11 protein-coding genes are annotated in these 13,939 nt (G+C 41.6%); 1 reads left to right on the forward strand and 10 read right to left on the reverse strand.

The window, feature by feature from the left end:
- Window positions 1–99 precede the first annotated feature (99 nt).
- The 5 genes from J7Q78_RS03460 to J7Q78_RS03480 form a co-directional block, all read right to left on the reverse strand.
- The gene (locus J7Q78_RS03460; RefSeq protein ID WP_208422865.1) at window positions 100–1,353 is read right to left on the reverse strand and encodes a carboxylate--amine ligase; all 1,254 of its coding nucleotides are present in this window, start codon (window positions 1,351–1,353) and stop codon (window positions 100–102) included.
- A gap of 99 nt (window positions 1,354–1,452) precedes the next feature.
- Window positions 1,453–2,154, reverse strand: coding sequence for a cysteate racemase (gene cuyB, locus J7Q78_RS03465; RefSeq protein WP_154243041.1), 702 nt, complete (start codon window positions 2,152–2,154; stop codon window positions 1,453–1,455).
- Window positions 2,155–2,194: 40 nt separating this feature from the next.
- Window positions 2,195–3,967 (reverse strand): aspartate--tRNA ligase, encoded by a 1,773-nt coding sequence (gene aspS, locus J7Q78_RS03470; RefSeq protein WP_208422866.1) that lies wholly within the window; start codon window positions 3,965–3,967, stop codon window positions 2,195–2,197.
- 380 nt (window positions 3,968–4,347) lie between these two features.
- The gene (locus J7Q78_RS03475; protein ID WP_154243039.1) at window positions 4,348–5,586 is read right to left on the reverse strand and encodes a NupC/NupG family nucleoside CNT transporter; all 1,239 of its coding nucleotides are present in this window, start codon (window positions 5,584–5,586) and stop codon (window positions 4,348–4,350) included.
- Between the two features lie 180 nt (window positions 5,587–5,766).
- Window positions 5,767–6,969: an LCP family glycopolymer transferase gene (locus tag J7Q78_RS03480; protein WP_208422867.1), complete on the reverse strand. Its 1,203-nt coding sequence runs from the start codon at window positions 6,967–6,969 to the stop codon at window positions 5,767–5,769.
- Window positions 6,970–7,151: 182 nt separating this feature from the next.
- Between J7Q78_RS03480 and pepF the strand changes: the two genes are divergently transcribed.
- Window positions 7,152–8,960: an oligoendopeptidase F gene (gene pepF / locus J7Q78_RS03485; RefSeq protein ID WP_208422868.1), complete on the forward strand. Its 1,809-nt coding sequence runs from the start codon at window positions 7,152–7,154 to the stop codon at window positions 8,958–8,960.
- Between the two features lie 40 nt (window positions 8,961–9,000).
- Here the strand turns inward: pepF and J7Q78_RS03490 are convergent, their stop codons facing one another.
- From J7Q78_RS03490 to J7Q78_RS03510, 5 genes are all read right to left on the reverse strand, one after another.
- A complete protein-coding gene (locus tag J7Q78_RS03490; protein ID WP_154243084.1) occupies window positions 9,001–9,777 on the reverse strand; it encodes a metal ABC transporter permease in 777 nt (258 codons plus the stop codon).
- Window positions 9,778–9,811: 34 nt separating this feature from the next.
- Window positions 9,812–10,492, reverse strand: coding sequence for a metal ABC transporter ATP-binding protein (locus J7Q78_RS03495; protein ID WP_208422869.1), 681 nt, complete (start codon window positions 10,490–10,492; stop codon window positions 9,812–9,814).
- Window positions 10,489–11,376 (reverse strand): metal ABC transporter solute-binding protein, Zn/Mn family, encoded by an 888-nt coding sequence (locus tag J7Q78_RS03500; protein WP_208422870.1) that lies wholly within the window; start codon window positions 11,374–11,376, stop codon window positions 10,489–10,491. Before J7Q78_RS03500 ends, J7Q78_RS03495 begins: the two co-directional genes overlap by 4 nt.
- A gap of 197 nt (window positions 11,377–11,573) precedes the next feature.
- Window positions 11,574–12,164 carry a hypothetical protein gene (locus tag J7Q78_RS03505; protein ID WP_208422871.1) on the reverse strand — a complete coding sequence of 197 codons (591 nt, stop codon included), beginning with the start codon at window positions 12,162–12,164 and terminating at the stop codon, window positions 11,574–11,576.
- A gap of 103 nt (window positions 12,165–12,267) precedes the next feature.
- Window positions 12,268–13,809 (reverse strand): UDP-N-acetylmuramoyl-L-alanyl-D-glutamate--2,6-diaminopimelate ligase, encoded by a 1,542-nt coding sequence (locus J7Q78_RS03510; protein WP_154243033.1) that lies wholly within the window; start codon window positions 13,807–13,809, stop codon window positions 12,268–12,270.
- Window positions 13,810–13,939 lie beyond the last annotated feature (130 nt).

Consider the following 13,939-nt stretch of genomic DNA (forward strand, 5'->3'; position numbering starts at 1 on the left):
ACCACAAAGTGGCAACCCTCCCACGGCATTTTTCTAAGGCCACTAAAAAAAGCCCATCATCTATGAACGATGATGGGCTTTTTTAATATTTTGGGCATGTTATTCTTTATTTTCTTTGAAAAACTTCGCAAAATTTTTACGGTAGTTGTGCAACATCCATTTAAGCAATAACCATCGTTTAAGATTCATATCTTTGCTATATTCAAAAGTGGTGCCATAGCGCTTTTGTTTGATAAGTTCCAACGCTTTGGTTTTTTCAGCATTATTACGCGCGTATTTCTTAAAGACGTCAACTGAAACACCCAACCAGAGTGCGGGACTGTCTTCATCTTTATTCGCCCAAACTACTGGTTCATCTTGCAAGTCATTTAGCACATAATCTCTTACAACCCATTGGGCTAAGTTATAGCCGTTTAAGGTAACAAAGAAACTACTCCGGCCCATCCGTAAATTGATATCGAATAACTTGTAGGTGTTATCGCGTTCATCATATTTCATATCAAGATTGGCATAACCCGTAAACTTGATATCTTCGAGGAATTTCTGGACTTGTTGATAAATTTGTTCATTGTACTCAGGTAAAATCGCCACATAATTCCCAATAGCTGCGGGTGCTGGATCTTCTAATAATGGATGGCCTAAACACATCATCTTTACGTGGTGTTGCTGATCCACATAGATGTTCATCACGTGCATTCGACTGTCATCACCTGGAATGAAGTCTTGTAAGATCATATCCGATTGATAGCCATTATCGTATACTTTTCGCATAATATCTTGGAATTCGGCTTCATTTTTAATTGTGAAGGCTTTTTTGCGGCCTTCAAAATGCACGTCAAGCCATTCAACTGAATCAGCTGGCTTTAATGCCACTGGATACGGAAATGGCTGCTCAACTTGTTGATTTTCAACCATTTGCTTGGTAATGATGTGGGTCTTGGGATATGGTAAGTCATATTTGTCACAGATTTCGTAGAAAGTTTCCTTGTAGGTTAACTTTTCTAATAAATCATGATCGATGTATGGACAAACAAAAACGTCTTCTAATTCCGCTTTATGTTGTGAAATCAAGCTAGCATAGCCATCGCCACAGCCAATCAAAATGACTGGGCCATCACTATTGCGGTAGCGTTCCTTTAACTTTAGCATTTCAGTTATGAACCCCGGATCTTCACTAAATCCTGGAATCAATTCTAAATCGACAATTTTTGTAAACCGAGTTGGTGCTAATTCTTGACTTGCGTAGGCCTTAACAGGTTCATGATACATTTCATAAAACGAACGGGCCATCCCGTAAACGTTAAAATCACTCCCCAATAAAATGGGGGTAAAGTTTTTACCGTTTGCTTGCATGCTGTCACCTTCTATATCAATATTTATCGTAGTATACCAGACTGCCGTTCAATCAACGTCAACCCGGGATGCTCTTTGTGAAAACTTAATGAGTAATTGCTATTTGTTATAAAGTCCGTCGACAATATTTTGAGCAACCACTGTCATTGGATCAATCACTTTGTCAGGATACAAAGGGAATTCAGCTTGCGCGACACTGAGTTCGGTGCACCCCAGAATAACCGCGTCACAATCGTAATCAGTTAACATTGTATCAACAATTTGTTGATACTTAGCGTGACTGAACTCACCGGTAGCCTTGATATCATCATAAATCAAGCTCATCGTCATATCTTGCAATTCTTGGTTGGGCACAACACTTTCAAGACCAAAGGCGGCAATTGCTTTTTGATAAATGCCCGCTTGCCGGGTCCCAGTTGTGCTGAGAACACCGATTTTCTTCAAACCTGGAATTGTTTGTTGCATATGTTTGACTGTTTCCCGTGGCATGTGAATGATGTCAAAGTTTGCTTCAGCTTGTAATTCGTCGTAGAAGTAATGGGCTGTATTACAGGTCATTACCATGAATTTCGGCGCTAACAAATTCATTTGGCGAATATCTTTTAACATAACGGGCAACGGATTTTCTTGACTGTTGTCGAGGATATACGCAGTGCGATCTGGAATTTCAGCGTGGTTGAACACGACGTAGTTTAGATAATCTTGATCCTTTTTGGCCGGCGTTAATTCGTTAATTAGATGCACAAAGGTTTCGGTTGCTGCCGGCCCCATACCGCCTAAAATCGTAAACATTTCTTCCATGGCAATACTCCTTTACTTAATTGACTGCACTTGATTATGCCTAGTCCTTCTGTTTAGGGTGCACTTCAATCCCTAATTCTGCTAATTGTTCGGGTGTTACTTCACTGGGCGCATTGGTCATTGGTTCTGTGGCCCGTGAATTCTTAGGAAAGGCAATCACGTCCCGAATATTGTCGCGACCAGCAAGTAACATTGCGAAACGATCTAAACCAATTGCTAAGCCGCCTGATGGTGGGAAACCAAATTTCATAGCATTTAATAAGTGCCCAAAACGTTCTTGAGCAACTTCAGGTGCAACTCCTAAAACAGATAACATTTTTTCTTGGACTTCTGGATCAAAAATACGGAGTGAACCGCCACCTAATTCATAACCATTCAAGATGATATCGTATGAAATGGCGTGCGCCTTGTGTGGATCAGTATCCAATAATGGAATATCTTCATCACGTGGACGAGTGAACGGATGGTGTGCTGCAATCCATTTGCCAAAGCCTTCATCGTATTCAAATAATGGCCAATCGACGACCCATGTAAATGCAAATTGATTCTTGTCGATCATATCCATTTCTTTAGCAAAGTGTGTCCGCAAATAACCTAAGCTATCACAAACTACTTGGAAGTTACCGGCAATGATTAAGATTAAATCATCATCCGCTAAGTGCAGGCGTTCAACAAGGGCATCTTGATGTGGTAACAAACCTTTAGCAGAAGCGCCTGATAATTTACCGCCAGCGTATTTAGCCCATAACAATGACTTAGCGCCATACCGTTCAATATATTGTTGTTGTTCCTCTAATGCTTTACGTGAGTATTTAGGCGCAGCATGATTCACCACAATGGCCCGGACAAATTGGCCCGCTTCAATAGCTTCAGAAAATGGCTTAAATTCAGAATCTTTCACAATTTCAGTAATATCTTGGATTTGCATGTCAAAACGAACATCAGGTTTATCGGAACCGTACTTATCCATTGCATCTTGCCATTTCAAACGTGGGAATGGTGTTTGTACATCAATTCCTTTGACGTCCTTCATAACTTTTTTCAATAAGCCTTCTGTTTCAGTTTGAATTTCAACATCTGATAAGAACGTTGTTTCAACGTCGATTTGGGTGAATTCAGGTTGCCGATCCCCGCGTAAATCTTCGTCTCTAAAGCACCGAGCGATTTGGTAATATTTGTCAAAGCCAGCTGACATCAACAATTGTTTGAATAATTGTGGCGATTGGGGCAATGCATAGAAACTCCCTGGGTAGACCCGGGACGGTACCAAGTAATCACGGGCCCCTTCAGGTGTTGAACTCGTTAAGTTGGGGGTTTCAATATTTAAATAACCGTTGTTATCATAATAACTATGAACGGCACGTGTGATGGCAGCCCGGGTTTTAATGGCATTTTGCATTTCTGGTCTTCTAAGATCTAAATACCGATATTTCAATTTCAAATCTTCAGAAGCCGTGTTGTTATCTGAAATTTCAAATGGGAGTGTTTCAGCTTTGTTCAAGACCACTAAGTCTTTAACAATCACTTCAATTTTGCCCGTCTTCATATCTGGATTAATGGCAGCTTCATCACGCGCCATTACCGTCCCTTGAACTTCAACGACGTATTCACTTTTTAATTTACTTGCGATTTGAAAAATCGCTGCATCTGTCTCTTGATTAAACACCAATTGAACGATGCCTTCGCGGTCTCTTAAATCAACGAAAATTAAGTTCCCAAAATTACGTTGGCTTTGCACCCAACCGTGTAATACAACTTCTTGGTTAAGGAATTCTTCCCCAACTAATCCACAATATGTTGTTCTTGTTCGCATATCTGCCAATCCTCTCTGAATTTACATTTTATAAAAAATAAAAAAAGCACCCTCGTCATTTGACAAGGGTGCTTTATGCACGGTACCACCTTTAATTTCAGCTGTTGATAACGCTATCTGCTAGCGGGATATTCATCCAAGCCTCAAAAGCTGTCAACTTTAATCAATAAGTAACTCTCAACTAGGTTACTCTCTCTGTGATTGATTGCTAAAACTAAGTACTTTATCGATGGCTACATTTATTATAATGTTCAAAATATATCACAAAGCCCTTGAACCGTCAAGTTTGGCAAGTTGGATTCGGCTCACTGAATTCAAACTAGCGCATGCCAGGATTTCAAACCCAGTTGGCTTTGCGCCCAATCGTCGTCCGCTTTAGACTACCAAACAAATAAGCCAACTGTTGCAGCAGAAAGCAATGATACTAAGATGCCAGATAGCAACATGTAACCAACGTTTTTGGCAATCATATCATTCTTTTCACGGTCGACAAGCCCCTTGAAAGCGCCGATGATCATCCCAACAGTTGAGAAGTTGGCAAATGACGTTACAAACACCGTTAAGACAGCTTGATAATGTGGTGCGAAACTGCCAATTGAATGTTGTACCTTACCCATGACAACGAATTCGTTGGTCACTAACTTCGTCCCCATGAATTGGGCAAATTCAAAGGCATGATGCACATCAAGTCCCATCAACCATGCAAATGGGAACATCACAATTCCAAGTAAATGTTCAAGAGTAATCCACGGATTCACTAATTGGAGTACCTTGTCGATTAAGGCCGCCAACGCAACAAAGGCAATGACATTGGCCGTGATGATTAAAACTAATTTACCAGCATTTAAGATTGAATCGCCTAAAAATGAGAAGAAGGGTTCACGTTCTACTTTGCCTTCAACAATTTCGGTTGCTTCAACAGCGGCAGAACCGCTCCCACTCATTTTAGCAATCGTATCTTCTTCAGGGGTGACTTTCACTGGATTTAAAATATTGGTGACAATAATAGCGTTAATAATGTTGACCGGAATCGCCGTTAAAATAAATTGGCCCGGCATCATCTGTGTATATGCGCCGATGATGGAAGCTGTGACACAGCTCATTGACATCATCGCAAGTGTTAATGTTCGTTCTGCTTTCATTTGTTTCAATTGTAAGCTTGAAACAGCCAATGCTTCGGTATTGCCCAAAAACATCATTTCAACTGCAAAGAATGATTCAAACCTTGGTTGTCCGGTAATCTTAGCTAATCCGCGGCCTAACCATTTAATCACCCACGGTAAGACGCCAATATACGTTAGAATATCGAATAATGGAATAATCATCAAGATTGGTAAGAGCACACTCGCCACAAAATCCATTTGTTTCACATTAACCCAACTTGGCAACGCAAAAGCAATCCCAGTATAGGCAATTTGCACTAACCAGTTAAATCCATTTGCTGCGCCTAAAACAATGTCCCGCCCGATTGAAAAACTCGTTAAAAACCAAGCGAGGACTAAGTTAATCACTAACATGATTAGGACAGAACGCCAATCGATTTCTTTCTTTTTCTTTGAGAATAGAAAGCCGACTCCAATAAAAATCAGTAATCCAACAACATTTACAAGCAAATACACGACACGCCACACCCTTCTTTTTTGTCTTTTTGTATCGCTTTAAATGATACCGTTCCCCCTTATAAATGTAAACTATTGTTCACCCCCTAATCGTATAAATAATCACTTGCCAAACGTAACTAATTATCGCAATAAAAAAACGGTCCCCCGTTTGCCAAGGGACCGCTTTTCAATTCATTTTTAATAGCCTGCATGCCACTGATTTGTCGATTGTTGCGTTTGCCAAGTATTGGTGGTGTTACCAGTATTGTCACTATAAGTCGCACTATTCGAGTAACCATAATTACTTTGCGTTGTCGTTGTCGCACTCTTTTCACCATTCATCACTCTTTCGGGATAAACCGTAAATTCTTGGTGATTTTCTTCACCGGTAAAGTACGTGTTCAAATCATTTTGTTTAGTTTCTGCGTTGTTAATCGTTGTTTTTTCTAAGCCCAGTGATGTCCGCAAAACATCGGAAACCCGTTGAATCTCTTCATTTGTTGGGATTTGATAAGAGGCGCCATCAATATCTGCATTGCGGCCAGTTAAAACGTCAGATTTAATTGATTTAGCTGCCTTTCGATAGTTCGCTTGAATTGCCACCATGTCATCAAAACTCAAGTTAGTAGCGACACTATCTGATAAAGAGTCTAGGATGGACTCAAAGTTGGTCAAGGACTTAAGCGAGACTGCGGAATTAATCATCGACGTGATTACTTGTTTTTGTCGTTTTTGCCGACCGTAATCGCCTTCTGGATCGTCGTAACGCATTCGTGAGTAATCTAAAGCAGCTTTTCCTTTAAGATGCATTTTACCCTTAGTAAACTCGCTTCCATTCCATTCAAAGTTAAAGGGTACATCAACGTCAACTCCACCGACGGCATCTACAATACGAGAGAGGCCCCCCATGTTAACCGTCACATAATAATTGATTGGCACAGCAAACATCTTTTCAACCGTCGACATTGCCATATCAGAACCGCCGACATTATAAGCAGCATTAATCTTCTGCATATCAAACTGCTTTGCCCCTTGAAGTTGCGCTAGCGTATCTCGTGGGATACTAACCAATTTTACTTCTTCTTTATCGGGATTAACCGTTGCGACAATCATTGTATCCGAGTTTCCTTTATCAACCCGCCCCTCAGCACCGGTATCAACCCCTAACAACAAGATAGCGAATGGTTTGCTGTTTTTAATTGTTTTAGCGGCTTTTTTGGTAGCCGATGGTTTATAAATTTTATTTGCTGCAGACTTCACTTGATTACTGATACGTAACGCGTACGCGCCACCCCCGAAGAGGACTAGCGTTAGAATTAGTATCAAAACTTTCATCGTGCGATGCTTTTTAACCTTTTTGTAGTTGGCTTCTCGAGAGCCAAAAAATTTAGAATTCTGCATAGGTGTTCCCCTTCTATTATGGATCAATGCTATGTGCTATTATAGCGAAAATATCATTTCAAACAACGTCTTTTAAGAAAAGTTACATAATTTTAATATTTCCTTCAACTGTTGAATAACGCTTTCTTAATCGCTTTTATGCTAAAATGTAAGCAATTAGTCTTAATTAATGGAGGTTTCATATGTCAACTCAACAACTCCCTACCCGTGATGCTGTTTCAGAAAAGCTCACATGGGACTTAACCACTATTTTCAAAAATGATGCAGCTTTCGAAGCGGCCTTTAAGAAAGTTAAAGCACAATTACCGACCCTCAAAGCACTTGATCGTCCGTTTGAATCGGCCAGTCAATTGGTCGCTACAATCGAACAAAGCTTAGCTACTTTCCGCCAACTCGAAACGGTCTATGTTTATGCTAGCATGAAAAATGACCAAGACACTACCAACGCAATTTATCAAGGCTACCAAGCCCAAGTTGATGCACTAGCTGCCGAAGTTTCAGCAGCAGCGGCCTTTTTAGAACCTGCAATCCTTGCCATCCCTGAAGCGCAATTGATGGATTGGATTGCAAATACCCCTGCATTAGCAACATATGAGCATTTTATTCAGACCATTACTGATAGTCGGTCCCATGTCTTATCTGGGCAAGAAGAAGCTTTATTAGCTGCTGCCGGTGATATCTTTGGCGCCGCTAGTCAAACCTTCAGCGTCTTGGATAATTCTGACTTACAATTTCCGAAAGTGACTGACGAAAACGGGCAAACGTTGCAACTTTCAGATGGGGTGTATAGCCAACTCTTACAATCAACAAACAAAACAGTGCGCCAAGAAGCCTTTGAAGCACTCTATACAACTTATGGCCAGTTTAAAAATACGTTTGCGACAACGCTTGCGACCGAAATCAAAGGGCACAACTACTTGGCTCAAGTCCATCATTACGATAGTGCTCGTCAAGCTGCTTTAGCCCCCAAAGCTATTCCTGAAACTGTCTATACAACTTTGGTTGATCAGGTAAACCACCACTTACCACTTTTGCACCGCTATACTGAATTACGCAAAAAACAACTGAATTTATCTGAATTGCACATGTTCGATCTCTACACCCCACTTCTAGGAAAGCCCGCATTAACCTACACTTATGAACAAGCACAAGTGACCGCCAAAGAAGCCCTGGCTATCCTAGGACCCGACTATGCCAAACAGGTTGCCCATATTTTTGATGATCGCTTAATTGACGTTTGCGAAAATCAGGGGAAACGAAGTGGCGCTTATTCTGGTGGTGCCTATGATACCGATCCGTTTATTTTGCTGAACTGGCAAAACGATTTAAACAACTTATACACATTGGTCCACGAAACAGGCCATAGTGTCCACAGTGCCTTCACCCGCCAGACCCAAGATTACGTTTATGGTGACTACCCGATTTTTGTAGCCGAAATTGCATCAACAACCAATGAAAATCTCTTAACAGAATATTTATTGCAAACCCAGTCTGATCCTAAGGTCCAAGCCTATCTATTGAACTACTATTTAGACGGTTTTAAAGGCACGGTTTTCCGTCAAACACAATTCGCTGAATTCGAACATGCGATGCACACTGCCGCTGCCAATGGACAGCCTCTAACCGCCGAATTCATGTCGCAACAATATGCTGAAATCAATGCCCGTTACTATGGACCTGCCGTGGTTAACGATCCCCAGATTGCCCTTGAATGGACTCGAATCCCACATTTCTATATGAACTATTACGTTTACCAATACGCAACCGGATTTGCCGCAGCAACTACCTTGGCTAATGGCATTAGCACCAAACAACCGGGTGCCCTTGAGCACTACCTAGACTACCTAAAAGCCGGTAGTTCCGCCTATCCAATTGAGATTATGCAACAAGCTGGGGTCGATATGACAAGTGCTGACTATCTTGAACGCGCTTTTGCCGTTTTCGAAAAACGGTTAGCGCAACTTGAAACCCTACTCACTAAACTAAATTAAGCCCCATAAAAAAACGCCCTCAATCATTGAGGGCGTTTTTTTAACGACTAATTCGGCGATGATATAACAATGCAATAAAGTAAAAGCCAAACTCAATTGTTGCGATGAAGAAGGTCACTGGCCAGTTCGTTAGATAGCCAAGCCATAAACCGAGCCAAACCCCTAATAGCGCTGCGGCTACTGAGATTGCCAACATTCCTGGTACGCTCTTCGCTAAATATTTAGCAATGAACGCTGGAATCGTAACTAAGATAAATACGAGCAATGACCCAACAATCTGAGCGGCAATGCTAACACTAATCGCCAATAAAATTAAAAAATAAATCGATAGTAAATTGGTCTTTAACCCTTGGGCTTGAGCGCCAATCGGATCGTATGAATCAAACACTAAGTACCGGTAAAAGACAAGCAGCCCAATCATAATTGCCCCAGAGAGGATGACTAATTGATAAACATCTGCCAGGCTAATCCCGATAATCGAGCCAAATAAAATATTGGTCGCATAACTGGCATTCCGATTTGAAAGGGATAAAAAGAGAATTCCCAAACCGATAAACAAACTCGAAATGGCACTAATCGACGCTTCCCGGCGTGATTCTTTCGCGCTCATCTGTCCAATTGTAATTGAACTAAGTAATGTAAATATTAACATCCCGTTTAATGGAGCAATCCCCATAAAGACTCCGAATGAGGCCCCGGCAAATCCGATTTCAGATAGGGTATGCGCTAAAAATGACATATTACGTGCAACAACAAATACCCCGATTAAACCGCAGGTAATTGCGATAAAAGTACTGGCAGCAAACGCATGCCGCATAAAATCAAAAGTTAACACTCGCTTATCCTCCGCTTTAATCTAATTCCAAATTAGGATCCAACTGACTCATTGGACCGGCTTCATATTGATCTCGTTTTAACAATAAATATTGATCTGTGTATTTTCGTGCCAATTCCAGATCATGGGTGACAAAGATCACCGTCAAGCCATGTTCCCGGTTCAACTCTGCAACAAGCGCCATCACTTCTTCTTTGGTTTCAATATCCAAACTCGCTGTCGATTCATCTAAAATCAATAAATCAGGCTTACTGATTAACGCTTGCGCTAAATACGCCTTTTGCTTTTCACCACCAGAAGCGTTCCCCATGGTCGTCTTTTGTAATGACGTCAAATGGGTCTGTTCCAATATTTGATCAAGTGCTTGCCGTTCCTTGCGCGATTTCCACGGTAGCCGGCTCTCGAATTGATTTAAACTGACAAAACTACGAATGGACAACGGATATTCAGCTTCTAAATTTCTAAACTGTGGCACATAACCAATATTTAACGTTTGCTTATCTGGGGTAAACCTGAGCTGTCCTTCTGTCGGTTGTAAATTACCAATTAATAGGCGCACCAAAGTTGTTTTACCAACCCCGTTTGGACCGATTAAACTCGTCATACTACCACGTTCAATCGTAAAGCTGAGATCTTTTAGTACTTGGCGGTTACTAAAAGCAAGCCCTAAATGTTGTGCATTCACTAATTCTGTCATTTTGAGTCCTGAGCCTTTCTAACTGCATCAAATTGCTGTTGCATCCATGTTAAATATGTCTTTTTCGCAGGTAGCGTTTCCGTCACTTGCACAACTGGCACGCCTTGTCGATCCGCTAGTTCGTGCATTTGTTTAATAACGGGACTTTCTTCTTGCTTATTAATCACTAAAAAGGCAATCTGATGGTTTTTAATTAAATCCCGCATCGTTGTAATATCCTTCGGTGACGGATCAGTGCCATCTTCAATTGCTTTGGCAAAGTGTTGGTTGGCGACTGTGTAGCCCATATCGGCCAAAGCATAGTCGAAAACAGGTTCACTAACAGCCACTTGTTGTCCTTTGGCCCGCGCCTTTAGTTGTTGGAGTTGTCCGTTTAATACGGCTAATTTTTTTAGATACGCCGCACCATTTTGTTGATACGTTGCCTTATGTTGCGGATCGCGCTTACTAAATTCAGTCACCAAGCGTTTGGTCAACGTTGGCATCGTCTTTAAATCATACCATAAATGTTCGTTAGCGCCATTAGACTGTTGCATTAATTGGCTGACTGTCAATACAGTTTGGTCATCTGGGTGGACACTCTTGACTACTTTATTTAACCAGCTGTCGTATCCAAGCCCATTTTGAATCACAACATCCGCTTTAGCCACGCGTTTAGCATCATTGGTCGTTGCTTCGTACGAATGTGGATCTAAACTCGGACTATTGATAATCGACGTCACGTGGCCTTGCTGACCTAAAACCGCCCGAGCAGCCTCGCCATAAAAATCAAGTGACGATACGACCTGCATCCCATTCGTTTTTTTCGTACTGTGACCACAACCAGCTACTAATAACATTAGTAGTAAGATTCCCGCCATGATTTCCAAACCTTTTTTACGCATCTTTTGCTCCTCTTTTCTAAATCGTAATTGTTACGGTTTACTAAAAATATTTTACACGAGTCTCACTAATTGTCAATCGTTTTCCCGAAAACATTTAAAAAGGGATCGGGACAAAATTATCTTTTGTCCTAACCCCTTTTTTAATTGGTGACTTTTAAAGGTACTCTGTCGTCACTCTCCTCCGGTTAACCCTTTAATTACCAGATTTGTTCCACTGCGCCTGTTGCTTGAACAACAAAATAACCTGCGCGTGGTTGATCTTCATTTGGTACATAAATATTAATGAGATAGCCTTGTTGTCCACTGCGTGTGATTAAACCATTGTTCAAATACGATGCGGTTTGCCCAAATTGTGCGCCAACTTGTTGAACGACTAATTTAATCGCTTGGTTGCCATCGACGGCAGTTGTTTGTTGTGGCGTAGTTGTATTTGTATTCGTTGTTGGTACACTGCTACTTGATTGACTCGCAGATTGACTACTACTGCTGCTTGTCGTTGTCGCAGTTGATGATGATTCAGCGACACTTGCCGTTGATGAACTTGCTTGTGAGGATGCTACTTCAGTTGAAGATGCCGTTTCTGCTTTGGAACTGGCCTTCAATTGACTGGCGCTACTTGAAAGTTGACTTTCGCGTTTGGCAACGCTACTTTCACGTGCTTTGAGACTCGCTGTGGTCGAACTTTGCTTAGCATCAGCATCTTGATTGGCTGTACTACTTTGACCACATGCCCCTAATAGCAGTAGTCCTGATAACAAAACTGTACTAACTGTAACCATCTTTTTCATAATAACCCCTCCAACTCCTATTGGTTCACCTTTATTCTACGAGACACACATCAGAATAGCAATTAAATCTCCATCTGATTAAAAAATCTTAAAAAACCGTTGCTTAGCTCAACTTAGCAGCCACTTGCTTAGCAATCACCATATCAGTTGGATATGGCGTATCGACCCCACGCACTTTCTGATAAGCGTCGGCCCCTTTAGCCGCTAAAACAACAATTTCGCCAGGTTTACTTTCCGTAATTGCTTGTTCAATCGCTGTTGCACGATCAATTTCAATGGTAGTTGTCACCTTAGTCTGGTCTATCCCGGCCAAAATTTCAGCGGCAATCGCTGCTGGATCTTCAAATCCCGGATCATCCGTTGTCAAGATAGCACGATCTGCATATTCGTTAAGCACCTGCGCAAAACCAGCACGTCTAGAAACGCCTTTATCACCAGGGCTACCAACGACGACTAATAGCCGTGGTTGATTGTATTCTTTTTGTAAGAAACTCAAGAGGGCCTTCATACTGGCATAATTATGTGCGTAATCGACATACACTTGCCCATGCCCTGGAACGGCCAAAGTTTCCATTCGCCCTGGAATCCGCAAATCGCGCACCCCTTGTTGCGCTGCAATTAAATCAGCCCCCGCTAAACTGGCACCAATCACCGCAGCCGTTGCGTTACTTTCATTGAAATCGCCTATTAGCCGCAATTGGTAATCACCAGAAACGCCAAGTTGAATGGCCCGTTCAGAAGCTGCGGTAACTTTAAAGCGACTTTCTGCTAAGCCCGTTGCTAAATTTCCGAAGCGGAAGTCAATGACCACCGGGATCGTTGGTTGATAATTTGTTTCAGCAAATAAGTAAATTGATTCAGGATCGGTCGTCGCTGTTGCTGCTGCATAGACATCCGCAAAATATTGTGTTTGCGCATTAATCACGCAACGCCGTGAGTTAACCAATAATTGTAATTTACAGTGTAAATAATCTTCAAAATTAGGGTGCTCATTTGGCCCGACATGATCAGGCGAAATGTTTAAGAAGAAGCCAACATCGAATGTTAACCCATACACCCGGTTTTTCTTATACGCTTGTGACGAGACTTCCATCACTAAGTGCGTCATACCATTTTCAACAGCTTTGCGCATATCACGGAATAGATCCAAACTTTCGGGTGTCGTTAAATCCGATTTGAAGCGATCCTCCGCTTTAGGCCCTAAGACCCGGTCAATTGTTGAAAATAACGCCGTCTTGTGCCGTGTTGCCGCTTGTAGAATCGATTGGGTAAAGTAGGCCGCTGTTGTCTTGCCTTTCGTCCCAGTATAAGCCACGATAAATAAATCGTCCTGTGGATAGTCATAAAAAGCCGCTGATAAAACCGCCATTGCTTTTTGGACATTCGTGACGATTAAGGCATTCATCCCGTTGCCTTCAACAAGCGCTTGTTCGGCAACATATGTCACGGCCCCTAATTCTTTTGCATTTGTTAAATAGATGGGGCGAAAATTCCCTTTACAGAAAAAGAGCGTGTCCTCAGTCACTTGCCGTGAATCATATGCGATGCCAGTCATATTTAACGTTGGATCGCCATTGAGCGCCACACTTTTTAATAAATGATGCTCTTTTAGAATTAACGTACATGCATCTAATGTTAAAGCCATTTTCGTCCTCCTCAAGATTCCTGTGAATGATTTTAATTATAGCACGATTTAACTATGCTGCGCTTGAAACGGCTTATAATCGCATCCATAAAAAAACGCGCCACAATTAAGTGTCGCGTTTAAATGCTAA

This window comes from Latilactobacillus fragifolii (assembly GCF_905332535.1).
Lineage (GTDB): Bacteria > Bacillota > Bacilli > Lactobacillales > Lactobacillaceae > Latilactobacillus > Latilactobacillus fragifolii.

What these genes read in the sequence shown, in the direction of transcription:
- J7Q78_RS03460 (WP_208422865.1), bottom strand. Translation starts at nt 1,353, where the DNA reads ATGCAAGCAAACGGTAAAAACTTTACCCCCATTTTATTGGGGAGTGAT.
- cuyB (WP_154243041.1), bottom strand. Translation starts at nt 2,154, where the DNA reads ATGGAAGAAATGTTTACGATTTTAGGCGGTATGGGGCCGGCAGCAACC.
- aspS (WP_208422866.1), bottom strand. Translation starts at nt 3,967, where the DNA reads ATGCGAACAAGAACAACATATTGTGGATTAGTTGGGGAAGAATTCCTT.
- J7Q78_RS03480 (WP_208422867.1), bottom strand. Translation starts at nt 6,969, where the DNA reads ATGCAGAATTCTAAATTTTTTGGCTCTCGAGAAGCCAACTACAAAAAG.
- pepF (WP_208422868.1), top strand. Translation starts at nt 7,152, where the DNA reads ATGTCAACTCAACAACTCCCTACCCGTGATGCTGTTTCAGAAAAGCTC.
- J7Q78_RS03490 (WP_154243084.1), bottom strand. Translation starts at nt 9,777, where the DNA reads ATGCGGCATGCGTTTGCTGCCAGTACTTTTATCGCAATTACCTGCGGT.
- J7Q78_RS03495 (WP_208422869.1), bottom strand. Translation starts at nt 10,492, where the DNA reads ATGACAGAATTAGTGAATGCACAACATTTAGGGCTTGCTTTTAGTAAC.
- J7Q78_RS03500 (WP_208422870.1), bottom strand. Translation starts at nt 11,376, where the DNA reads ATGCGTAAAAAAGGTTTGGAAATCATGGCGGGAATCTTACTACTAATG.
- J7Q78_RS03505 (WP_208422871.1), bottom strand. Translation starts at nt 12,164, where the DNA reads ATGAAAAAGATGGTTACAGTTAGTACAGTTTTGTTATCAGGACTACTG.
- J7Q78_RS03510 (WP_154243033.1), bottom strand. Translation starts at nt 13,809, where the DNA reads ATGGCTTTAACATTAGATGCATGTACGTTAATTCTAAAAGAGCATCAT.